Source organism: Xenophilus arseniciresistens (assembly GCF_028023875.1).
Taxonomy (GTDB): Bacteria; Pseudomonadota; Gammaproteobacteria; order Burkholderiales; family Burkholderiaceae_C; genus Xenophilus; species Xenophilus arseniciresistens.
The window spans coordinates 140870-163946 of record NZ_JAQIPB010000011.1; the positions used below are offsets into that span (position 1 = coordinate 140870).

The window sequence follows — 23077 nt, forward strand, 5'->3', positions numbered from 1 at the left end:
CCGAGGAGCAAAAACATGTCATTCAACAGTGATGGAGTGCTGGACCAGGACGAGGCCCTGCGCCTGCTGGACCTGGCCACGAGGGAAGACACCGGGCGCGACGTGGTGCTGCGGGTCGAAAGCAAGGGCGTGGTCTACGAAGGCGAGAGCGAGCGCCAGTTCGAGGACGGCAAGCAGCGCATGGCCGTGCTGGGCTACTTCCTGAGCAACCGGGTCGAGACGCCGCCGGGCACTTCCAAGGGCCGCGTGGTCAATGGCCCGCTGACCCTGGTGCGCAGCAGCGATGCGGCCACCGCCTCGCTGGCCAGCCTGCTGCAGAGCCAGGCCAGCGACCTGAAGGTCACGCTGGCCGTGTTCAGGGCCGGCGGCGACGACTCCAAGGACGCCCAGCCCATGCTGCAGATGGATCTGCAGGACGCGCGCCTGGCCGTGCACTGCGTGCTCAGCGGCGGCCACCTGGGACGGCCGGCCGAAGTGCTGGGCTTCACCTACCGCACGCTGACCATGTCGTCCGCGCCGCAGGCCAAGAGCGGCCTGCGCGGTGCGGTGCGCACCTGCGTCTTCGGCGGCTGAAGGAGCAACGAGCCATGAGCAAAGCCGCCGAACTCCTGCAGCAGTCCGACCCGGTCGCCGCCCTCAAGGCGCTGACCGAGGAAGTGCGCGCCAAGCCCGCCGACAGCAAGCTGCGCGTCTTCATGGCGCAACTGCTGTGCGTGCTGGGCCAGTGGGAGCGCGCGCTCAACCAGCTCAGCGTGGCGGCCGAGCTGGACGCGCTGGCCGTGCCCATGAAGCAGATGTATGGCGAAGCCATCCGCTGCGAAAGCCTGCGCGGCGAAGTCTTCGCGGGCAAGCGCACGCCCATGATCTTCGGCCAGCCCGAGCCCTGGCTGGCGCTGCTGGTCGAATCGCTGCTGCGCCACGGCGCCGGTGAGCCGCAGGCCGCCGAACAGCTGCGCGCGCGCGCCTTCGACGAGGCGCCCGCCACCTCGGGCCACATCGACGGCGCGCCCTTCGAATGGCTGGCCGACGCCGACATGCGCCTGGGCCCCGTGCTCGAGGCGTACATCAACGGCCGCTACTACTGGGTGCCGTTCTCGCGCCTGTCGCAGGTGAAGATGGAAGCGCCCGAAGACCTGCGCGATGCCGTGTGGATGCCTGCGCACCTGCAGTTCGCCAATGGCGGCGAGGCGCTGGCGCTGATCCCCACGCGCTACGAAGGCACCTTGGCCAGCGGCGACGGTGCGCTGCTGCTGGCGCGCAAGACCGAATGGGAAGAAGCCGCGCCCGAGGTCTGGACCGGCCTGGGCCAGCGCGTGTTCAGCAGCGACCAGGGCGAGCATGCGCTGATGGACGTGCGCGAGATCGCCTTCGACAGCCAGCCGGCGGCCGAGGCCGGGCCTGGGTCCGAGCCCGCCGCCGACGGCGCAGGGGATGGCGCCCATGGTTGAAGGCAGCGTCCAGGAACGGCTCCAGCCCTCGCTGCTGGACCGCCTGGTCGACCATGCGCCAGACCAGAAGCGCGAAAGCGACGAGAAGCGCACCCTCACGCGGCAGGCCCTGCGCCAGGCCGTGCTGCGCGACCTGGCCTGGCTGCTCAACGCCAACGGCTACGGCATGGGCATGGACACGCGGCGCTACCCGCACGCCGCGCGCTCGGTGCTGAACTACGGATTGCCTATGCTGTCCGGCCAGTTCACCTCCTCGATCCAGCGTGTCAGCATGGAGCAGGCTTTGAAGAACGCAATCGTGCAGTTCGAGCCGCGCATCCTGTCCCGCACCCTCGAAGTTGAACTGATCATGGAAGGCTCGGCCCTGGACTCCCACAACCGCATCGGGCTGCAGATCCGCGGCATGCTCTGGGCGCAGCCCGTGCCGCTGGAGTTCCTGATGCGCAGCCGGATCGACCTGGAAGAAGGACGCATCGAGATCGAGGACATGACGCAGCCCGGCCCGCGGTGAACCCCGTGCCGGCCCCCTTCCTCCTGTCGTCGCCGCACGCCCGCGGCGATTTCTTTTCCCCTCACGGCGTCTGAGCATGGACCCGCGACTGCTCAACCTGTACGAACAGGAGTTGCGCTACTTCCGCGAAAGCACCGCGGAGTTCGCGCGCGCCTTTCCCAAGATCGCCAACCGCCTCGGCATCGAAGGCCAGGAGGTGGCCGACCCCTATGTGGAGCGGCTGATCGAGGCCACGGCCTTCCTGGCCGCGCGCGTGGGCCTGAAGGTGGACGCCGAATACCCGCGCTTCACCGGCCACCTGCTGGACATCGTCTACCCCCACTTCCTGGCGCCCACGCCGGCCATGACGGTGTGCAGCTTCACGCCCGACCTGGACGACGCCAACCTGGCCAACGGCCCCACCCTGCCGCGCGGCAGCGGCCTGCGTGCGCGCCAGGCCGTGGGGCAGAACACGCACTGCGAGTTCCGCACCGCGGCCGACCTGCGCGTGTGGCCGCTCGAAATCACCAGGGCCCAGTACTTCACCTACGCACAGGACCTGCCGCTGGCGCAGCACCCGCGCGCGCGCGACATCCGTGGCGGCCTGCGCATTTCCGTGCGCAGCACGGCCGGGCTGCAGCTGTCGCAGATCGCGCTGGACAGCCTGGTGCTGCACTTCAGCGGCGCCGACGACGTGGCCTGGCAGCTGCACGCCTGCATGCTGGGCCAGCCGCTGGGCGTGATGGTGCGCGCCGCGCAGCCCACGGCGCCGGTGGTGCACCTGCCGGGCAGCGCCGTGGCCGAAGTGGGCTTTGCCGACGACGAGGCGCTGCTGCCCGTCACGGCCACGGGCTTCTCGGGCTACCGGCTGGTGCAGGAGTACTTCGCCTTCGCCGAGCGCTTCCGCTTCGCGCGCATCGACGGCCTGCGCAAGGCGCTGGCCGGCCTGTCGGGTACCGAGGCCGAGCTGGTCGTGCTGTTCTCGCGCGGCGACGCGGCGCTGGAAAAGCTGGTCACGGCCGACAACGTGCTGCTGCACTGCGTGCCGGCCGTGAACCTCTTTTCCAAGCGGCTGGACCGCGTGAGCGTGAGCGAAGGCCAGAGCCAGTTCCACCTGCTGGCCGACCGCACCCGCCCGCAGGATTTCGAGGTCCACACCGTCACCGAGGTGGTGGGCCACGGCGGCGGGCAGGGCGAGGGCGCGCTCGAGCAGATATTCCTGCCCTTCTACGCCGCCTTCCACGGCAGCCGCAGCAGCCACCCGGCCTACTACACCACCACGCGCGACCCGCGCATGCTCTCGGTGCGCCAGCGCAGCGAGGGGCACCGCAGCAGCCACATCGGCTCCGAGCTGTTCATGCAGATCGTCGATCCGCAGGAGGCGCCGTACTCGGCCTCGCTGCGCCAGCTGGCCGTGACGGCGCTGGTCAGCAACCGCGACCTGCCGCTTCTGCTGCCGGCCGGGCGCGAGAACGACTTCGACTGCATCGACTCCTTCCCCGTGCAGCGCGTGCGCATGGTGCGCGGGCCTTCGCGGCCGGTCTCGCCCGTGGTGCACCAGGGCCTGGGCTGGCGCGTGGTCGACCACCTGGCGCTGAACTACCTCTCGCTGTCCGACAGCAGCGCCACCGAAGGTGCCGCCGCGCTGCGCGAGATGCTGATGCTCTATGCCGTGCACGCCGACGAGGCGCGCCAGGGCCAGGTGCGCGGCCTGCTGTCGGTGCGCACCAGGCCCGTCACGCGGCGCCTGCCGCTGCCCGGGCCCATCGCCTTCGGGCGCGGCCTCGAGGCGCAGCTCGAGGTCGACTCCACGGCCTTCCACGGCCACAGCGCCTTCCTGTTCGGCGCCGTCATGTCGCACTTCCTGGCGCGCCATGTGGAAGTGAACCACTTCGTCGAAACCGTGCTGAACATCGCCGGCAAGGGCGAAACCATGCGCTGGAGGCCGCAGTGCGGAACGCGCCAGATCCTGTGAGCGAAGGCGCTGCCGGCGACGACGGCGTGGCGGCCGTGGTCGAGGTGCCTGCTGCGCCCGCCGAATCCGCCGTGCCCGCTGCACCCGCCGAGGCGGCCGCGCGCCTCACGCCCGCGGCATTGCTGCAGGCCTGGGCGCCGCAGGCCTGGGCCTACGACTACTTCGCCGTGATGCGCAGGCTCGAGGCCATGACGCCCGAGCTGCCGCGCTGGGGCCGCGCGCTGCGCCCGCAGGCCGAGGCCGTGCGCGTGGGGCAGGAGCCCTCGCTGTCCTTCGCGCCGGCCAGCATCAGCCGCTTCGAGCCCGCCACGGCCCATGCGCCGCCGCGGCTGCGCCAGCACTTCTTCGGCTACATCGGCCCCAACGGGCCGCTGCCGGTGCACCTGTCGGACTTCATCCGCGAGCGCGCGCTGAACTACGGCGACCCGACCTGGCTGGCCTTCCTCGACACCTTCTCGCACCGCTTCTCGCTGCAGCTGTACCGCGCCTGGGCGCAGGCCCGGCCCGTGACCGGCATGGACCGCCCGGGCGAAGACCCGTTCCGGCGCCATGTGGGCGCTTTCGTTGGCATCGGCGGGCCGGCGCGCCAGCAGCGCGATGCGGTGCATGACGACGCGCGCCTGCATTTCTCGGGCTGGCTGGCGCGCCGCGTGCACAGCGCCGAGGGCATCGAACGCGTGCTCTCGGCCTACTTCGCCGTGCCCGTGCGGCTGGAGCGCTGGGTGGGCCACTGGCTGCGCCTGCCGGTCAACGAGCTCACGCGCCTGGGCGCCAGCAGCGGCAACGACGCGGCCCGCACCATGGGCATGGGCGCCGTGCTGGGCGGCCAGGTGTGGGACCGCCAGCACAAGGTGCGCCTGCACCTGGGGCCGCTCAAGCTCGCGCAGTACCGCCAGTTCCTGCCCATCGGCACGGCGCGGCCGGTGCTGGTGCGCTGGATGCTGCAGCTGCTGGGCGACGAACTCGAATGGGACGCGCAGCTGCAGCTGCGCCGCGACGAAGTGCCCGCCACCCGCCTGGGCGCGCACAAGGGCAGCGCGCCGCGGCTGGGCTGGGTCTCCTGGCTCGGTGAACGCCCACGCGCGGCCGATGCCGTCGATGTGCGCATCAGCGCCGGGGCACCCGCAGGCGTGCCTGCATGAGAAACAACCGCCGATCAATCGTCATCTGAATTCTGGAGAAGCTCATGAGTGAAATCAGCCGCACAGCCCTTTTCGGCAAGCTGAACCCGCTGGCCTACAAGGCCGTCGAGGGCGCCACCGTCTTCTGCAAGATGCGCGGCAATCCCTATGTGGAGCTGGAGCACTGGTTCGCCCAGCTGCTGCAGAACCAGGAAAGCGACCTGCACCGCATCGTGCAGCACTACGGGCTGGACATCGGCGTGCTGGCCAAGGACGTGACGGCCGCACTCGACCGCCTGCCGCGCGGCGCCACAGCCATCAGCGATTTCTCGCCGCACATCGAGAACGCCATCGAACGTGCCTGGACCTACGCCACCCTGCAGTTCGGCGAGGCGCAGGTGCGCACCGGCTACATCGTGGTGGGCATGCTCAAGACGCCGGGCCTGCGCAACCCGCTGGTGCAGCTGTCCAGGCAGTTCGAGAAGATCAAGGTCGAGGACCTGGCCGAGAACTTCGCCAAGATCTGCGATGCCTCCTCGGAATCGAAGATGCGCGCGCAGGACGGCACCGGCATGGGCAGCGGCGACGTGGGCGAGGAAACCGGCGCCATGGCCCCCGCGGCCATGGGCAAGGGCGATGCGCTCAAGAAGTTCACCACCGACCTGACCGAACAGGCCCGCAGCGGCAAGATGGACCCGATCGTGGGCCGCGACGACGAGATCCGGCAGGTGGTCGACATCCTGATGCGCCGGCGCCAGAACAACCCCATCCTGGTGGGCGAGGCCGGCGTGGGCAAGACGGCGGTGGTCGAAGGCTTTGCGCAGCGCATCGCGCGCGGCGACGTGCCGCCTGCGCTCAAGGACGTGCGCCTGCTCGCGCTGGACGTGGGCCTGCTGCAGGCCGGCGCCAGCATGAAGGGCGAGTTCGAGCAGCGCCTGCGCTCGGTGATCGAAGAGGTGCAGGCCAGCGAGAAGCCCATCATCCTGTTCGTGGACGAAACCCACACGCTGGTGGGCGCGGGCGGCCAGGCCGGCACTGGCGACGCGGCCAACCTGCTCAAGCCCGCGCTGGCGCGTGGCACGCTGCGCACCGTGGGCGCCACCACCTGGGCCGAGTACAAGAAGTACATCGAAAAGGACCCGGCGCTCACGCGGCGCTTCCAGAACGTGCAGGTGGACGAGCCCGACGAGCGCAAGGCCATCTTGATGATGCGCGGCGTGGCCAGCACCATGGAAAAGCACCACCAGGTGCAGATCCTGGACGAGGCGCTGGAAGCGGCCGTGAAGCTGAGCCACCGCTACATTCCCGCGCGCCAGCTGCCCGACAAGAGCGTGAGCCTGCTGGACACCGCTTGCGCGCGCGTGGCCGTGAGCCTGCATGCCACGCCGGCCGAGGTGGACGACAGCCGCAAGCGCATCGAGTCGCTGGAGACCGAGCAGCAGATCATCGGCCGCGAAAAAGCCATCGGCATCAACGTGGCCGAGCGCGAGCAGGCCGTGGGCGCCGCGCTGGCCGAGGAGCGCGACCGCCTGGCCACGCTGGAAGCGCGCTGGGGCCAGGAAAAGACCCTGGTCGATGAGCTGCTGGCCCTGCGTGCCCAGCTGCGCAGCGGCAACCAGCCCGTGGAAGGCACCGGCAGCACCCTGGAGGCCCAGGCAGCCACCGAGGCGCCGCAGCCCGAGGGCGTGGACCGCGAAGCCGCGCTGGCCCGCCTGCAGCAGGTGCAGACCGAGCTGGGCGCCCTGCAGGGCGAATCGCCGCTGATCCTGCCCACGGTGGACTACCAGGCCGTGGCGGCCGTGGTGGGCGACTGGACGGGCATTCCCGTGGGCCGCATGCAGCGCAACGAGATCGAGACCGTGCTCAAGCTGCCCGAGCTGCTGGGCAAGCGCGTGATCGGCCAGGACCACGCGATGGAGATGATCGCCAAGCGCATCCAGACCTCGCGCGCGGGCCTGGACAACCCGACCAAGCCCATCGGCGTGTTCATGCTGGCCGGCACGTCGGGCGTGGGCAAGACCGAAACCGCCATCGCGCTGGCCGAGGCGCTGTACGGTGGCGAGCAGAACCTGATCGTCATCAACATGAGCGAGTACCAGGAGGCGCACACCGTCAGCTCGCTCAAGGGTGCGCCTCCGGGCTACGTGGGCTATGGCGAAGGCGGCGTGCTGACCGAGGCCGTGCGCCGCAAGCCCTACAGCGTGGTGCTGCTGGACGAGGTGGAAAAGGCCCACCCCGACGTGCACGAGCTGTTCTTCCAGGTCTTCGACAAGGGCTTCATGGAAGACGGCGAAGGCCGCAGCATCGACTTCAAGAACACGCTGATCCTGCTGACCACCAACGCCGGCACCGACATGATCGCCAGCATGTGCAAGGACCCGGAGCTGATGCCCGACCCCGAAGGCATGGCCAAGGCGCTGCGCGAGCCGCTGCTCAAGATCTTCCCGCCCGCGCTGCTGGGCCGGCTGGTGGCCATTCCCTACTACCCGCTGTCCGACGAGATGCTGGGCAGCATCGTGCGGCTGCAGCTGGGGCGCATCAAGAAGCGCGTGGAAGCGCGCTACAAGATCCCCTTCGAGTACGGCGACGACGTGGTCAAGCTGGTGGTGAGCCGCTGCACCGAAAGCGAATCGGGCGGCCGCATGATCGACGCCATCCTCACCAACACCATGCTCCCCGACATCAGCCGCGAGTTCCTCAACCGCATGATGGAAGGCAAGCCGATCGGCTCGGTGCAGGTGTCCACCAACGATCAGGGCTTCGTCTACAGCTTCGGCTGAGCGGCGGTGGGCGCAGGCGGCTGCCAAATCCGGCGCCGCCAATCGTCCTGATGCGTGACCGGCAACCTGGGCAATGCCATGGCAGACGAATTCGACTTCGAGATCAAGAGCGACTCCCCCGCGGCGGACGAGTTGATGTTCTGGCGCGTGACGGGCCACGAGGGCCTGTCGCGCCCGTCCCTGTACGAGCTGAACGTGCTGTCCAAGAACGAGCGGCTGGACGCCAAGGACATCCTGGGCCGCAGCTTCGACGTGGTGATCCAGTTCCTGGACCCGGACGGCACGCGCCACGAGCGGCACTGCCACGGCTTTGCGGTGCGCTTCTCGCGCCTGGGCGCGGTCGGGCGGCTGTTCGAATACCGCATCCAGCTGCGCTCGTGGTTCTGGCTGCTGCAAAAGCGTCGCAACTCGCGCATCCTGCAGGACAAGCCCGTGCTCGACGTGCTCAACGCGGTGTTCGACGACAGCCCGATCTCGCGCGTCAAGAAGCTCAAGACCGACGGCGTGATCGGCGTGCATCCGCCACGGCGCTACTGCGTGCAGCACCAGGAAAGCGACTACAGCTACCTGTCGCGCCTGATGGAGGAAGAGGGCATCTACTACTGGTTCGATGCCCATGACGCGCCCGGCACCATGATGCTGGCCGACAGCAGCGCGGTGGCGCACCAGAAGCTGCCGGTCACCACCAGCCTGCTCTACCGGCCCGAAAGCGGCACCGAGGGGCGCTTCAACGAGATCACGCGCTGGGTGGCCGAGCGCCGTTTCGACACCGGCAAGCACGATGCGCGCGACAGCAACTTCAAGACCATCCGCCAGACCCTGGGCGCGCAGGTGGACGCCACCGACAACCACGAACTGGCCGACTTCGAGGACTTCGAGTTCCCCGGCGGCTACTTCACGGCCGGCGGGGCCGAAGACACGGCCAAGATCCGCGGCGACGAGCTGACGGCAAGGCGCGACCGCCACTGGGCGCTGACCCAGTGGCCCGACGTGGCCGTAGGCCGGCAGTTCAAGTTCGAGAACGACCCGGACGGCACGCGCAACGGCGAATACCTGATCGCGGGCTGCACCTTCGTGGCCACCCACCCGGGCTACGAAAGCCTGGCGCAGGGCGAGCGTCCGTTCTCGGCCACGCCCTGGCAGCTGCTGGCCGAAACCCTGGCCGACGACGCGATCAACCACGACTCGCAGGCCATGATGCGCGACCTGATGGCCCAGACGCCGGCCCTGGCCACGCTGGGCCCCGGGCATTCGGCCTTCCTGTTGACGCTGCTGCCGGCCGACATGCCTTTCAGGCCGCCGCGCCTGACGCCGCAGGTGCGCATGCCCGGGCCGCAGAGCGCCATCGTGGTCGGCGCGGCCGGCAAGGAGATCGACACCGACGCCTTCGGCCGCGTGAAGGTCCACTTCCACTGGGACCGCTACGGCAAGAGCAACGAGAAGTCCACCTGCTGGGTGCGCGTGTCGCAGCCCTGGGGCGGCAAGGGCTGGGGCGGCTACTTCATCCCGCGCATCGGCCAGGAGGTGATCGTCGACTTCCTCAACGGCGACCCGAACCGGCCCGTGGTGGTGGGCCGCGTCTACAACAGCGACCAGCCCATTCCCTACCAGTCACCCACCCAGAGCGGCTTCAAGACCCGCTCCACGCCCGGCGGCGACTCCACGAACTACAACGAGATCATGTTCGAGGACAAGAAGGGCGAGGAGAACATCAACATCCACGCCGAGCGCAACATGAGCACCTCGGTGGAGTGGGACCAGACGCTGGCGGTCTCGCACGACCGCACGTCCACCATCGACAACGACGACACGCTGGTCGTGTACGGCCACCGCAAGACCGAGATCAGCAAGACGCTGCTGCAGGCCGTGGCCGACAAGGTCACTTTTGACTACCGCAACGGCGAGCTCAAGACGGTCGACAAGGGGCTGACCGAGTTCATCTACGACTACCGCAACATCAAGGTCGATGGCTGGCGCCATGAAGACGTGACGGGCCTGGCTTCCACCCAGGCCGGCGACTCGAGCAACAACGTCAACGGCGCCTACCAGCTGATGGCGCGCGACGTGGTGGTGATCGGCACGGCGACCATGGGCCTGTCGACGCCGGCCTTCACGGCGCATGGCGAGAGCACCGTCAAACTCACTTCCGGTGGCAGCTTCGACACCGGCGCGACGGGGGCCTACAAGGGCACGGCGGCCAGCTTCAAGTTCGTCACCAGCGGCAACTTCGACCGCACCATCGCAGGCGAAGCCAACGATTGCATCCTGGGCAAAAACTCCAACGCCTACATCGGCATGGCCTCGGACTTCAACGTGGCCCTGGCGCGCAGCACCTTCATCGGCATGCAGCTGGACAACACGCTCGCGGTGTCGATCTCCAACTTCGTGGGCGCCAAGCTCGAGAACGAGGCGGCCATCGACCTCAAGTCCATCGGGGCGGCCAAGGTGGAGCAGGCGCCCGTGCGCATGGCGCAGGCCGCCGCCCACCTGGTGCAGCCGGGTGCCGGCGGTGGCGGCGCAGGCGGCGCCGGCACCGCCGCCGCCGGCCCGATGACCGTGGGCCAGGGCCTGTCCATTGCCTTCGGTGCCATCGGCATCGGGGCCGGCGTGTATGACTTCACCGAGGCGCTGAGCTCGTACGACACCGCCATCACGGACCTGCGCGATGCCGGCTTCCCCGAAATGGCCCGGCTGGCGGCCACCCGGCGCAACCAGCTGGCGGCCGCAGGGCTGCTGGCCGCTGGCGGGCTCGGCGGTGCGGTGGGCGCGGGCGTCGTGGCCAGCGTCGTCGCCGGCACCTCGGGCCTGAGCGGAGCGGACCCGAACGCAGCACCTGCGGGTGGCGGCGCATCGTCGGCGGGCGGTGCGGACGGCGCGTCGGGCGGCAGCGGCTCCAGTGGCGGCGGCGCGGGCGGCGGCGGTGGTGGCGGAGACGGCGGAGATGGCGGCGGGGGCGGCTTCAGCGGCGGCGGTGGCGGTCGGTCGGGCGGCGGCGGCGCTTCGGGCTCCACCCTCTGATGCGCGCGACCCAGGCGCCCAAGGCGCATTGAGACCAAGGCCAGCGTTCCGATGCAAGTCTTCAAACCCATGCAGCTGGGCCTGTCCACCAGGCCGATGGAGCACCGAAAGCGATTCGGCCTGTGCGTGTCGGCGCTGCTGCACTTTCCGTTCACCGAGGCCGCACAGGCCTCGCCGACCTTGTGGACCGACATGTCGCTGTGGAACTTCCTGGCCACCGACATGCCCGAAGGGCCGCTGCTCGATGAAGGCGTGGCCAAGCTCACGCCCGAGTTCCTGGTCCATGGCCATGCCTATGCGCCGCGCGAGGCCGATGGCTCGCCCGGCCGGCGCTGCGCCGTGCGGGTGCGCCTGGCCGGGGTCGAAAAGACGCTGGCCGTCTCGGGCGACCGGGCCTGGGTGGACGGCCAGGCCACCGAGCCCGCGCCCTTCGAGCGCATGCCGCTGAGCTGGGACCGCGCCTATGGCGGCGCCGACTTCCCGAACAACCCGCTGGGCCGCGGCCGTGCCCCCCAGCCGCAGGCCGACGGCCGCCTGCTGCGCCTGGCGCCCAACGTCGAGTACATCCGGCAACGCCAGAGCCGGCCCGACGAAGCCGTGCCGCCCGCGGGCCTGGGCCGCATTGATCCGATGTGGCCGCAGCGCGCGCGCTTTCGCGGCACCTACGACGAGAACTACCTCAAGGACCATTCGCCGGGCTTCGCGCCGGACCTGGACTGGAAGTTCTTCAACCTCGCCCCCGAAGACCAGTGGCTGCCCGCGCCGCTGGCGGGTGACGAGCCTTTCGACCTGCACCACCTGCACCCGGGCCGCCCGCACATCCAGGGCCGGCTGCCGGGCTTCGTGGCGCGCGTGTTCGCGCAGTACCGGCCCGAGAGCCCGGGCGCCGAGCCCAAGCTGCGCGAAGTGCCGCTGCGCCTGAGCACGGTGTGGTTCTTCCCGCATGCCGAGCGCGGCGCGCTGATCTTCCAGGGCCTGGCCGAAGTCCAGGAGGACGACGGCAGCGACATCATCGGCCTGATGGGCGCGGTGGAGCGCCTGGGCGAGCGCCGCGACGACGAACATTACCGGCAGGCCTGGGAGCGCCGCACGGACCCGAAGGACGGTGGCCTGCACGCACTGCGCGAATCCGACCTGCTGCCCGACGGGCTGGTGCCGCTGGACCCGGAGTTCGAGGCCAGCAAGGCTTCGCTGGCGGTGCAGGGCCTGCAGGGCGAGGCGCAGCGCCGGCGTGCCGAGCTGATCGTGGAAGACGCGCGCGCCCAGGCCGTGGCGGCCGGCAAGGACCCCGACGCCATGGGCCTGCGCATGCCCGAGGCCGAAGCGCCGCCCACGCTGGAGAACCTGGCCGACTACGCGCAGGCCAAACGGCTGGAGGCGGCCAAGGATCACCGCGAGGCGCTGGAAGCCGCGGCGCGGCAGATCCTGGCGGCCGAAGAGGAGCTCCAGCGCCAGGGCATGGCGCCGCCGCCGCCGCACCGCGGCCCGCCCGTGCTGCGCGGCGCGCAGCAGTTCGGCGAGCTGCGCCAGCAGATGACCGGCGGCCAGCCGCCCACGCCCGAGCAGGCCAGGGAGCTGGCCGAGCTGCAGCGCAAGTTCGTGGAGCTGGAGCGCGCGCAGCGCTTCGAGTACCAGCAGAGCGCGCACATGCAGCCGCCCGCGCCGCGCATGCCGCCCGAGCAGGCCGTTTCGCTGCGTGCCGAGCTCGCACGCGCGCACCAGCGTGCGCAGGAGCCGGCGAACCAGGGCCACCCCAATCCCATGCTGCTGCTGGACCTGACCGGCGCAGACCTGTCGGGCCTGGACCTGCGCGGCGCCCAGCTGCCGGGGGCCTGGCTCGAAAGCGCGGATCTGCGCGGCGCCAACCTCAGCGGCGCCAACCTCGACGGCGCGGTGCTGGCCCATGCCGATTTGCGCGGTGCGATCCTGATCGGCTGCTCGCTGCGGGCCGCGAACCTGGGCCGGGCGCAGCTGGAAGGCGCGGTCTTCGACCGGAGCAACCTCTCGCGTGCCATCTTCATGCACACCCGCGTCGACCAGGTGCAGATGCGCGGCGTGCAGCTGGGCGGCGTCAACCTGCTCGAAAGCGAGTGGGGCCAGGTGGACGCGACCGACGCCCATGCGGTGGACGTGAACTTCACGAAGCTCGACCTGTCGCGCTGCACCTGGGACGGCGCACAACTGGCCGGCGCCAACTTTCTCGAATGCACGCTCAAGGGCGCGAGCTTCGTGCGGGCCGACCTGAGCAGCGCCAACTTCGTGACCTGCCAGGCCCAGGGCCTGCGCGCGCCGGGCGCGCGGCTGCGCGGCGCCACCTTCGTGGAGCGCACCGACATCAGCGGCTGCGACCTGCGCAGCGCCGATTGCGCGCAGACCAACTTCGGCGGCATGGCGCTGCGCGGCGCGCGCCTGGAGCAGGCGCAGCTCACCGGCGCCAACCTGCGCCTGGCCGACCTGACCGACGCGGACCTGACCCATGCGGTGGCCATCGGCGCGCTGCTGGCGCGCGCGCGCATGGTGCGCGTGAAGGCGCGCGGCGCCAACTTCATGAACGCCGTGCTGCAGAACGCCGACCTGCGCAGTGCAGACCTGGGCGCAAGCAACCTGCACGCGGCCGACCTTTCGCGCGTGCGGCTGGACACGGCCACCTCCATCGACGGCGCGCTCATCACGCGCACGCGCATCCATCCGCGGCTCACGCCCGAGCAGCAGGCCGCGCACGCCCAGGCAGACCCCGCATGAAGCCCCAGACCCTGGCCCTGGCGGTCCACTTCGGCGAGCCCATCGCGCAGCGCAGCCTGCGCGGCGGCCGCTTTGCCAGCCTGCCGCTGCCCGGCGCGGTGTTCACCGAGGTCGACTTCACCGACGCGGACTTTCGCGAGGCCGACCTGCGCGAAGCGGTGTTCGACCGCTGCGACCTGAGCCGCGCCAACTTCCAGGGCGCCCAGCTGCGCGGCGCCACCTTCCATCGCTGCCCGGGCCCCAACCTGCAGATGACCGGCGCCCACCTGCACAAGGCCAGCGTGCTCGAATGCGACTGGCCCGGCCTGCGCGCGCTCGAGGCCGACCTGAGCCTGGCCACGCTCCAGGCCAGCAAGCTGCATGGCGCCGACCTGCGCCAGACCCGGCTGGACGGCGTGAACTGGCTGAGCTGCGACCTGTCGGGCGCCAGCTTCCAGTCGGCCGTGGTGAGCTACGGCATCGTCTCGGACTGCGCGCTGGCCCAGGTGAGCTGGGAGGGCGCGCAGTTCAAGCGCTTCGTGTTCCGCAATGCCGACCTCGCGGGACGCAGCTTCGCGGGCCAGACGCTGGAGCAATGCCAGTTCATGGCCTGCGACCTGCGCGGGGCCGACTTCAGCGAAGCCTCGGTGGGCGGCTGCAGCTTCCAGGGCGCCGCGCTCGAAGGCGCATCGTTCGTGCGCGCGAAGGCGCAGCAGGCGCTGTTCCCGCAGGCGCAGGGCGCCGGCGTGCGCTTTGCCGGCGCCGACCTGAGCCAGGGCATCTTTGCCAGCGCCCAGCTGCCGGGCGCGGACTTCAGCGGCGCCAGGCTGGTGCAGGCCTTCCTCGGCCAGGCGGTGCTGCCGCGCGCGAAGTTCGTGCAGGCCGACCTGACTTATGCCGACGCCTCGCAGGCCGACCTGCGCGGCGCCGACTTCAAGGACGCCACCGTGTTCCGGCTGCGCCTGCACCGGGCCGATGTGCGCGAGGCCGCGCTGCCGGCGCAGTCGAGCGCCCTGGGCGACGAGCCCGACCAGCGCGCGGCCGAGCAATGGCAGCCGCCCCCTCTTGTTTGAAAACGCCACCGATCAGCCGTCCTCTCCACACAGGAAGCGACCTCCCATGAAAGCCAGCCCTCTTTCCCATGCCGCCCGCCGACCGGCGCATCGCAGCTTTTCACCCCTGCCGCCCTCGGCGCAGCAGCAGCAGCAGCAGCCGGCTGCCGAGCCCGCGCCGGCCTGGCTGCAGGGCCGCGTGATCGCCAGCGGCGACAACAACTGGCTGGTGCAGGACGCCCACGGCACGCGCCGCATGCGCCGGGCGCTCAGTTGCCTGCTGCTGCCCGAGGTGGGCGACGTGGTGGCCGGCCTGCCCGCGGCCGAGCCCGGCGGCGGCTGGATCGTGGCCGTGCTCGAGCGCAACCCCGCGCCCGACCAGGCGCCTGCGCCGCAGCGCCTGCGCGTGGACGGCGACCTGAGCCTGGAAGTGCAGGGCCAGTGGCGCACCCAGGCCGCTTCGGCCCAACTGCAGGCCGAATCGGTGAGCGTGCAGGCCCAGACGCTGAGCACCCGCTTCGACGTGCACCGCAGCCTGGGCCGGCTGGTGGAAGCCACCGTCTCGTGCACGCGCTGGGTGGGGCAGGAACTGACGGCCGTGGTGGACCGCTGGTCGCAGCACAGCCAAAGCTCCAGCCGCCAGGTCGAGGGCATGGACCGCGCCGAAGCCGGCCACATGGAGCTCACGGCCAAGGGCGTGCTGCACGCCCACGGCCAGCACGTGCTGACCGAGGGCGAAAACCTGGTCAAGACGCGCGGCGGCCAGATCCATTTCGGCGGCTAGGCCGCATCAGGGGAGCGCTCGATGTTTGCCAACTGCCAGCTGATGGGAACCGACATGGCCTTTCCCGACGTCTGCATGACGCCGGCCGCGCCTTCGCCCATTCCCGTGACCTATCCCAACTTCGCGATGGGGCCCACGGCCGTCCCCAACTGCCCCACCATCCTGTTCATGGGCGGGCCGGCGCACAACCTGGGCACCGTCATTCCCATGACCAACGGCGACAACGCCGGCGTGCTGCTGGGCGTGGCCTCGGGCACGGTGATGGGGCCGAGCCGGCACCTGACCGGCGCCTTCACGGTGCTGCTCAACGGCATGCCGGCCACACGCCTGACCAGCACCTCGCTGCAGAACAGCACCAACTGCCCGGGCGTGCGCATGGTGCCCAGCCAGACCATCGTGGTGCTGCTGGCGCCCTGAGGCCTGCGCGGCCCGCTGCATCTGCATACGCCTTTTGGTGAGATTGCACTCACTCACATCGGCGCGAATACTGCAAGCGTGTCTCTCCTGTCCACGTCGATCGAACTTCGGACCCGTGCATGGCCGCAGCCAAGAACTTCAGCATCGAGAGCGAGTCGCCCGCGGCGGCAGAGATGCTCTTCGACTCCGTGCTGGGGCTGGAGGCGCTGTCGCGGCCCGCGCACTACGAGCTGCGCGTGCTGTCGACCAACGGCGCCATCGACGCCAAGGACGTGCTGGGCCATGTGTTCGACCTCACGGTGGAGTTCGACGACGCCGACGGCGGCGCGCACAAGCGGCACTTCAATGGCCATGCGGTGCGCTTCGTGCAGGGCGCCCACGTGGGCCGCTACCACGCCTACCACCTGACCCTGCGCTCCTGGTTCTGGCTGCTGACCAAGCGCCGCAACTCGCGCATCTTCCAGGACAAGACGGTGCTGCAGATCATCGATGCCGTGCTCGAGGACAGCGCCATCAAGCGCTTCAAGAAGATCGAGAGTGACCACGTCATCGGAGTGCATGAGCCGCGCCGCTACTGCATGCAGCACCAGGAAAGCGACTACCACTTCCTTTCGCGGCTGATGGAGGAAGAGGGCATCTACTACTGGTTCGACGCGCATGACGCGCCGGGCACCATGCTGCTGTCGGACGCCAGCGACGTTGCGCACGACAGGCTGCCGGCCGCCTCCACGCTCAGTTATGTGCCTTCGGGCATCGACGAGGCGCGCTTTGCCGAGATCCAGCATTGGCATGGCGGCCGCGTGCTGGGCAGCGGCAGCCATGCCTCGCGCAACAGCGACTTCAAGGCCATCAAGCGCGAACTGCGCGGCGACAAGGCCGACCCGGCCGTGCACGAGCTGGCCGACCTGGAGATGTTCGAGTACGCCGCGCCCTTCTGGCGCAACGACGATTCGGACAACACCGCGCGCCTTCGTATGGAAGAGCTCGCCATGCCGCGCAAGCGCGCGTGGGCGCTCACGCGCTGGCCCGACCTGAGCGCGGGCCGCAGCTTCAGCTTCAAGGGCGCGCCCGACGGCGCTGCCGACGGCGACTACCTCGTCACGTCCTGCCTGCTGGCGCTGACGCACCCGGGCCACGAAGGCCTGCGGCCCTCCGGCCGCGCGGCCCGGCAGCTGGGTGACGAGCTGCGGGCACTGGCGGCGCACGACCCGATCAACACCGACGCCGCGGGCGTGGTGGCGCAGCTGATCGACGACTTCGCCTCGCTGCGCGAGCCCGGCGTGGGCGACATGGGCGTGCTGGCCACCGTGCTGCCGGCCGAAGTGCCCTTCAGGCCGCGCCGGCGCACCCCGCGGCCGGTGATGCCGGGGCCGCAGAGCGCCATCGTGGCGGGCCCCAAGGGCGAGGAGATCCACGCCGACGACTTCGGCCGCGTGAAGGTCCACTTTCACTGGGACCGCTACGACGAGCGCAACGAGAAATCCACCTGCTATGTGCGCGTGTCGCAACCCTGGGCCGGCAAGGGCTGGGGCGGCTACTTCATCCCGCGCATCGGGCAGGAGGTGATCGTCGACTTTCTCAACGGCGACCCCGACCGGCCGCTGATCGTGGGCCGCGTCTACAACGACGATCAGCCCATTCCCTTCGGCAGCCACTCGCAAAGCGGCTTTCGCACGCGCTCCACGCCCAAGGGCAGCGCCAGCAACTTCAACGAACTCCGCTTCGACGACGCCAAGGGCAGCGAGCAGGTCTACCTGCATGCCGAGAAGAACCAGGACATCGAGGTCGAGAACGACGAGACCCACTGGGTGGGCCACGACCGCAGCAAGACCATCGACCACGACGAGACCGTGCACGTCAAGCACGACCGCACCGAGACGGTGGACAACAACGAGACCATCACCATCGGTGTGAACCGAACGGAATCGGTGGGCAACAACGAAACCATCACCATCGGCGTGAACCGCACCGAATCGGTAGGCGCGAACGAAACCATCAGCATCGGCGCCAACCGCAGCATCACCGTGGGTGCGAGCGAAACCGCCACCGTGGCGCTGCAGCGCACCCACACGGTGGGCATCAACGAAACCATCACCGTGGGCGCGGCGCAGGAGATCACCGTGGGCGCCGTGCAGGCCATCACGGTGGGCGCGAGCCAGACCATCACGGTGGGCGCCAGCCAGTCCAGCAGCATCGGCGCCAACCGCTCGGTGGACGTGGGGGGCAACCTCTCGACCAGCGTCGGCGGTGCCGAATCGCGCAACGTGGGCAAGGGCCGCAGCAGCAGCGTGACGCAGGACGACGCGCTGAAGGTGGGCAAGAACTACGTGCTCGAAGCCGGCGACTCCATCACCCTCAAGACCGGCAGCGCCAGCATCACCATGAAGAAGGACGGCACCATCGTGATCAAGGGCAAGGACATCACGGTCCAGGGCTCGGGAAAGATCAACGTCAAGGCGAGCAGCGACGTGATCGTCAAGGGGTCGAAGGTGTTGCAGAACTGAAGGAAAAGGCTTCGCCATGACGCATCCACAACCGCTGCAGGCCCTGGACGAGGCTGCACAACTGCTGGCCGAACCCGACCCGGAACTGGCGCGCCTGCTGTCGCGCCGTGGCAGCGCGCAGGTGGCGGCACTGCCGGCCGTCGTCGTCGGCGAACTGGTGGCGCTGGCGGACGAAGGGCGCACGGCGCTTGTGCTCTTCGACGGACAGGCCGGCAGCGCGGCCGTGCGCGCCCGCAGCGTGGTGGACCTGCAGGGCCCGCACATCGGGCAGCCCGTCACGCTGATGTTCGAGCGTGGCGACCCGGCCCTGCCCATCGTCACGGGTGTGGTGCGCGGCGCCGCGGGCTGGCCGCTGGCCGAGGCGCCCGCACAGGTCGAGGTGGACGTGGGCGGCGAGCGAATGCTCGTCAGCGCGCGCCAGCAACTGGTGCTGCGCTGCGGAAAGGCCAGCATCACGCTGACGCGCGACGGCAAGGTGCTGATCCAGGGCGCATACGTGTCCAGCCGTTCCACGGGCGTGAACCACGTCTGGGGTGGCTCGGTCCAGCTCAACTAGGCGCTTCTGCCATGGAACTGATCAACGCCACCCGCATGGTCGCCGGCTACACCATGGGCCTGGAGCCCAGTGGGCGCGAACTGCTGGTGGTGGCGATCAAAGGCACTTTCCGCCTGCCGCAGCCTGGCGAGCCGGCCGGGCACTTTGCGCTGGCCGACGAACAGTTGCCCCTGGTGATGGCCGACACCTTCACGGGCGAGCCGGGGTTGTCGGCGCCGGTGTACGAGGCAGACTTCGCGCCGCGCAAGCAGGCCTGCGACATCCTGCTGCTGGGCAGCGCCCACGCACCCCAGGGCCGGCCCGCTGCACGCGTGGAGGTGGGCCTGCGGGTGGGCGCTTGGCAGAAGACGATGGCCGTGATGGGCCCACGCCACTGGGAATGGAGCTTAGACCGTGTGAACGCCTCGCCGCCGGGTCTGTTCGTGCGGCAGCCCCTTGGCTATGACGTGGCCTTTGGCGGCGTCGACGCGCACCATGCGGATCCGGCCGAGCACGGTGCCTTCATGGCCAACCCGGTTGGGCGCGGCTTCCACCTGCACCCGGACCGGGTGGAGGGCGCACCGCTGCCTGCCACCGAGGAAATGGCCCGGCCCGTGCAGGACCCGCGCGGCGACTACCGCCCGATGGCCTTCGGCCCCGTCGGCCGCGGCTGGTCCACGCGTTCCTGCTTCGCGGGCACCTACGACGATGCGTGGCTCGAAGAGCACTTCCCCTTTCTGCCGCCGGACTTCGACGAGCGCTACTACCAGGCCGCGCCGGCAGACCAGCAGGTGCCGATCGACCACTTCGGGGGTGGTCCGGTGGAGGTGCTGCTGGCCAACCTCACACCCGAAGGGCTGACCCGCTTCACCATTCCTCATCTCGTGGCGCCGGTGCACGTCTTTCCCAGGCGCGGCGAGCGCGAGGACTACACGGCGGGCCTGGACACCGTCGTGATCGAGCCCGACGCGCAGCGCTTCACTCTCACCTGGCGCGTGGCGCGGCCGCTGAAAAAGAGCATGCACGAGATCGCGCAGGTGCTGGTGGGCAAGAAGGGCAATGAGTGGTGGCAGCAGCGCGAACAGATGGCTTTTCCGATTCCCGTGGTCATGGTGCCCATGGAGCGTGAGGAGGCCCGCGCATGAATGCCATGCCGCTGTCCATCCACAAGACGGGGCTGGTGACTTCGGTGGGACTGAGCGCGCCCGCAAGCTGTGCGGCCTTCCGGGCCAAGATCAGCAATCCGAGCCAGACGCACTTCATCGATTCGCGCGGCGAATGGATCATGGCGCATGCCGTGCCCCTCGAGCAGCCCTGGCGCGGATTGACCAAGCTCTCGCGTATGGCCGCCATGGCCATTGGCGAAGTGCTGGAGGACGTACCGACCGAACAATGGCGCCACATCCCCCTGCTGCTGTGCGTGGCGGAGCCGCAGCGGCCGGGCCGCCTCCGGGGTGTGGACGACGAGCTCTTCGAGCGCGTCGAAAAAGAACTGGATGCGCATTTCTCGCCACTGTCGGCCATCGTGCCGCACGGCCGCGTCTCGGTGGCCGTGGCGTTGGAGCAGGCGCGGCGGCTGATGCAGGCGCAGGGCGTGCCGCAGGTGGTGGTGGCTGCCGCTGACAGCCTCCTGCATGGGGCCACCCTGAGTCACTACGAGCGCGCCGACCGGCTGCTCACGCCTGTCAACTCCAATGGCTTCATGCCTGGCGAAGGGGCCGGCGCACTGTTGCTGGGCGCTCCCGTGGGGCAGGCTGGCGAGATGTTGTGCACGGGCATCGGCTTCGGTGTGGAGCGCGCGCACATCGACAGCGAGGAGCCGCTGCGCGCCGAGGGCCTGGTGCAGGCCGTGCGTCAGGCGCTGGCAGACGCGGGCTGCCAGATGCAGCACATCGACTACCGCATCACCGATGTCTCGGGCGAGCAGTACTACTTCAAGGAGGCGGCCCTGGCGCTCTCGCGCATCCTGCGCGTGCGCAAGGAGGAATTCGACATCTGGCACCCCGCCGAGTCCATGGGCGAGTCCGGTGCCGCCGTGGGCTGCGCGATCGTGGCCGAGGCCTGTGCGGCCGCGCGCAAGCGCTATGCACGCGGGCCCAATGTGTTGCTGCACATGGCCAATGACGCGGGTCAGCGAGCGGCGCTGTGCGTGCAGCAGAGCGTGGCGACATGAGCAACCAGGTCTTCGCCAACAACATGGAGATCTCGTGCAAGTCTGCGGCGGGCAAGGCGATCTGCGCCTTCCCCGACGTCTGCTTCACCCCGCCGCAGACCCCTGCGACGCCGCCGGGCGTGCCCATCCCTTACCCGAACACCGGCATGGCGACGGATACGACGAGCGGCTCCACGAGCGTGAAGATCTCGGGCAAGGAAGTGATGCTCAAGAACAAGAGCTACTTCAAGCGCAGCAGCGGCGACGAGGCCGGCTGCGCGCCCAAGAAGGGGGTGGTGACCAGCAAGAACATGGGGAAGGTGTACTTCAACGCATGGTCCATGGACGTGAAGGTTGAGGGCGAGAACGTGGTGCGCAACCTGGACATCACGACGCACAACCATGGCTCGTTCCCGGGCAACTCTCCCACCTGGCCCTACATCGACGAGGCCGCATTCGCGGCGGGAAGCGATCACCCGTGCGCCGATACGGCCGCCAAACTCAAGAAGCACTGTGCGCCGGCCGCCCAGCCGCTGGTGAAGGTGGACAAGACCACGGGTGAAAAGGCCTTGCCCGCGCGCAGCAGGAAGGCGGCCATGAAGGCCATGTGCAGCAAGAAGAACGAGAAGTGCCGGGAAGCGCTGGCCTGCACGATGACCAAGAAGAGCCCCAACAACTGCTGCCCCAACAGCCGGGGGAAGAAGCCCACGCCCCATCACGTGGTGCCGGATTCCCAGTTCAAGAACTCGTCGGGTGGGCGCATCAGGCTGGGCGCGGGGAAGAAATACAGCTACAACGCCGCGCCCTGCGTTTGCGCTCAGGGCAACAGCCATTCGACGGGCGAGCATGGCGAGATCCACACCGAGACGAACAACCTCACCATCAACCATCGGTCGGTGCCCGCCGCGAACGTCTCTCCCACCGGTAAGTCGATCGTTGGCGAGCCTCGCTGGAGCGTCGGCGAGGCGGAGGAAGTCGGCGCGAAGGCTGTGGAGAAGGTGACGGGCTGTGACAAGGCATGCACGCAGGCGCAGGTGCGCGCGGGGCATGAGGCGATGGGCATCCAGGCCTCCGACCAGATCCGCCCGACGACGGCCGGAGAGGTCAGCAAGCCTCGCTCGACCAAACCCAAGCGCCGCAGGTGACGCGCCAGCACAACGACGGGAACGCTTCTCATGGACAAAGGGCCCCTCAAGAACCTGATCATCCGCACGGCCGTGGTGATCGATCGCCACTATGGCTTCATCTACGCCTGCGATCCGAAGAGGGAGCGGCGAGGGGAGCCGCATGCGCTCGTTTTCTCGTGGGACGACGGGACCATCGACCAGGGCGAATGCAACTACGACGCACACAGCGTCTGCCTGATCGAGCATCCGGAGCGCGGCAGCGTGGACATTTCCGAGGCCGGCTACTACACGGCTGACACCGACAGCGACCGCGCCACGCAGGACCTGTTCGCCAGCAGTTCGCCGCCAGCGGCCACCCGCCGGGCGCGAGGCCTGCGTGCGGTGCGCGACATTGATGGCCATGCACACGCCATCGGCATCCGCGGCATGGTTTATCGCCTGGACGCCGTTGATCGCTGGACGCGGATCGACCAAGGGCTGCCCTCGAGCTTCGATGGTCAGGCGATCCATGGCTTTGGGTTGTCCGACATCGTTGCCGTGGGGTTCGGCGGACAGATCTGGCATTTCGACGGCCGGCAGTGGCGGCAGGAGGACTGCCCGAGCAACCAGAACCTGAGCGCCGTGGTGTGTGTGCCCGATGGAACGGTCTACGTCGGGGGGCATGGCGGCACACTGCTGCGCGGCCGGCCCGGCCAGTGGGAACTGCTGCCCCAGGACGAATTCAACGAGAACATCTGGGATCTCGAGTGGTTCGCCGGGCGTCTCTATGTCTCGACACTGGACGGCCTGTTCGTGCTCGACGGCGATCAACTGGAGCCGGTGAAGTACGGCAGGTACACGCCGCGCTCCACCTACCAGCTCAGTGCCAGCCAGGGCGTGATGTGGTCCAGCGGAGAAACCGACATCATGGAGTTCGATGGCAAATCCTGGACCCGGATTCTCTGAGCCCGGGG

The 23077-nt window shown here is 69.5% G+C and carries 17 protein-coding genes; all 17 read left to right on the forward strand.

The window, feature by feature from the left end; translation table 11 throughout:
- Positions 1-15: 15 nt before the first annotated feature.
- The 17 genes from PGB34_RS20490 to PGB34_RS20570 all read left to right on the forward strand — a co-directional run bounded on the left by PGB34_RS20490 (position 16) and on the right by PGB34_RS20570 (position 23069).
- Positions 16-573: a type VI secretion system tube protein Hcp gene (locus PGB34_RS20490; RefSeq protein ID WP_271429968.1), complete on the forward strand. Its 558-nt coding sequence runs from the start codon at positions 16-18 to the stop codon at positions 571-573.
- 14 nt (positions 574-587) lie between these two features.
- Positions 588-1448 carry a type VI secretion system accessory protein TagJ gene (locus PGB34_RS20495; protein ID WP_271429969.1) on the forward strand — a complete coding sequence of 287 codons (861 nt, stop codon included), beginning with the start codon at positions 588-590 and terminating at the stop codon, positions 1446-1448.
- Positions 1441-1959, forward strand: a complete 519-nt coding sequence (gene tssE, locus PGB34_RS20500; protein WP_271429970.1) for a type VI secretion system baseplate subunit TssE — start codon at positions 1441-1443, stop codon at positions 1957-1959. Before PGB34_RS20495 ends, tssE begins: the two co-directional genes overlap by 8 nt.
- A 76-nt stretch (positions 1960-2035) precedes the next feature.
- Positions 2036-3913 carry a type VI secretion system baseplate subunit TssF gene (gene tssF, locus PGB34_RS20505; RefSeq protein WP_271429971.1) on the forward strand — a complete coding sequence of 626 codons (1878 nt, stop codon included), beginning with the start codon at positions 2036-2038 and terminating at the stop codon, positions 3911-3913.
- Positions 3910-5055: a type VI secretion system baseplate subunit TssG gene (gene tssG, locus PGB34_RS20510; RefSeq protein WP_271429972.1), complete on the forward strand. Its 1146-nt coding sequence runs from the start codon at positions 3910-3912 to the stop codon at positions 5053-5055. The genes tssF and tssG overlap by 4 nt, the downstream gene beginning before the upstream one ends.
- Before the next feature lie 44 nt (positions 5056-5099).
- On the forward strand, positions 5100-7814 hold the full coding sequence (gene tssH / locus PGB34_RS20515) for a type VI secretion system ATPase TssH (protein WP_271429973.1): 2715 nt from the start codon (positions 5100-5102) through the stop codon (positions 7812-7814).
- Between the two features lie 78 nt (positions 7815-7892).
- Complete coding sequence (locus tag PGB34_RS20520; RefSeq protein WP_271429974.1) at positions 7893-10832, forward strand: type VI secretion system Vgr family protein; 2940 nt, start codon at positions 7893-7895, stop codon at positions 10830-10832.
- 51 nt (positions 10833-10883) lie between these two features.
- Positions 10884-13574: a DUF2169 domain-containing protein gene (locus PGB34_RS20525; protein WP_271429975.1), complete on the forward strand. Its 2691-nt coding sequence runs from the start codon at positions 10884-10886 to the stop codon at positions 13572-13574.
- Positions 13571-14626, forward strand: a complete 1056-nt coding sequence (locus PGB34_RS20530; protein ID WP_271429976.1) for a pentapeptide repeat-containing protein — start codon at positions 13571-13573, stop codon at positions 14624-14626. The genes PGB34_RS20525 and PGB34_RS20530 overlap by 4 nt, the downstream gene beginning before the upstream one ends.
- Before the next feature lie 46 nt (positions 14627-14672).
- Positions 14673-15389, forward strand: a complete 717-nt coding sequence (locus PGB34_RS20535) for a DUF3540 domain-containing protein (protein WP_271429977.1) — start codon at positions 14673-14675, stop codon at positions 15387-15389.
- A 21-nt stretch (positions 15390-15410) separates the two neighbouring features.
- Positions 15411-15806 (forward strand): DUF4150 domain-containing protein, encoded by a 396-nt coding sequence (locus PGB34_RS20540; RefSeq protein WP_271429978.1) that lies wholly within the window; start codon positions 15411-15413, stop codon positions 15804-15806.
- Positions 15807-15925: 119 nt separating this feature from the next.
- Positions 15926-18310: a type VI secretion system Vgr family protein gene (locus PGB34_RS20545; protein WP_271429979.1), complete on the forward strand. Its 2385-nt coding sequence runs from the start codon at positions 15926-15928 to the stop codon at positions 18308-18310.
- Positions 18311-18326: 16 nt separating this feature from the next.
- The gene (locus tag PGB34_RS20550) at positions 18327-18866 is read left to right on the forward strand and encodes a DUF6484 domain-containing protein (RefSeq protein WP_271429980.1); all 540 of its coding nucleotides are present in this window, start codon (positions 18327-18329) and stop codon (positions 18864-18866) included.
- An 11-nt stretch (positions 18867-18877) separates the two neighbouring features.
- Positions 18878-19990: a DUF2169 family type VI secretion system accessory protein gene (locus PGB34_RS20555; RefSeq protein WP_271429981.1), complete on the forward strand. Its 1113-nt coding sequence runs from the start codon at positions 18878-18880 to the stop codon at positions 19988-19990.
- Positions 19987-21018 carry a hypothetical protein gene (locus PGB34_RS20560; RefSeq protein ID WP_271429982.1) on the forward strand — a complete coding sequence of 344 codons (1032 nt, stop codon included), beginning with the start codon at positions 19987-19989 and terminating at the stop codon, positions 21016-21018. Before PGB34_RS20555 ends, PGB34_RS20560 begins: the two co-directional genes overlap by 4 nt.
- Positions 21015-22142, forward strand: a complete 1128-nt coding sequence (locus tag PGB34_RS20565) for a PAAR-like domain-containing protein (protein WP_271429983.1) — start codon at positions 21015-21017, stop codon at positions 22140-22142. Before PGB34_RS20560 ends, PGB34_RS20565 begins: the two co-directional genes overlap by 4 nt.
- 30 nt (positions 22143-22172) lie before the next feature.
- Entirely contained in the window at positions 22173-23069 is an 897-nt protein-coding gene (locus tag PGB34_RS20570; RefSeq protein ID WP_271429984.1) for a WD40/YVTN/BNR-like repeat-containing protein, read from the forward strand.
- The last annotated feature ends 8 nt before the right edge of the window (positions 23070-23077 follow it).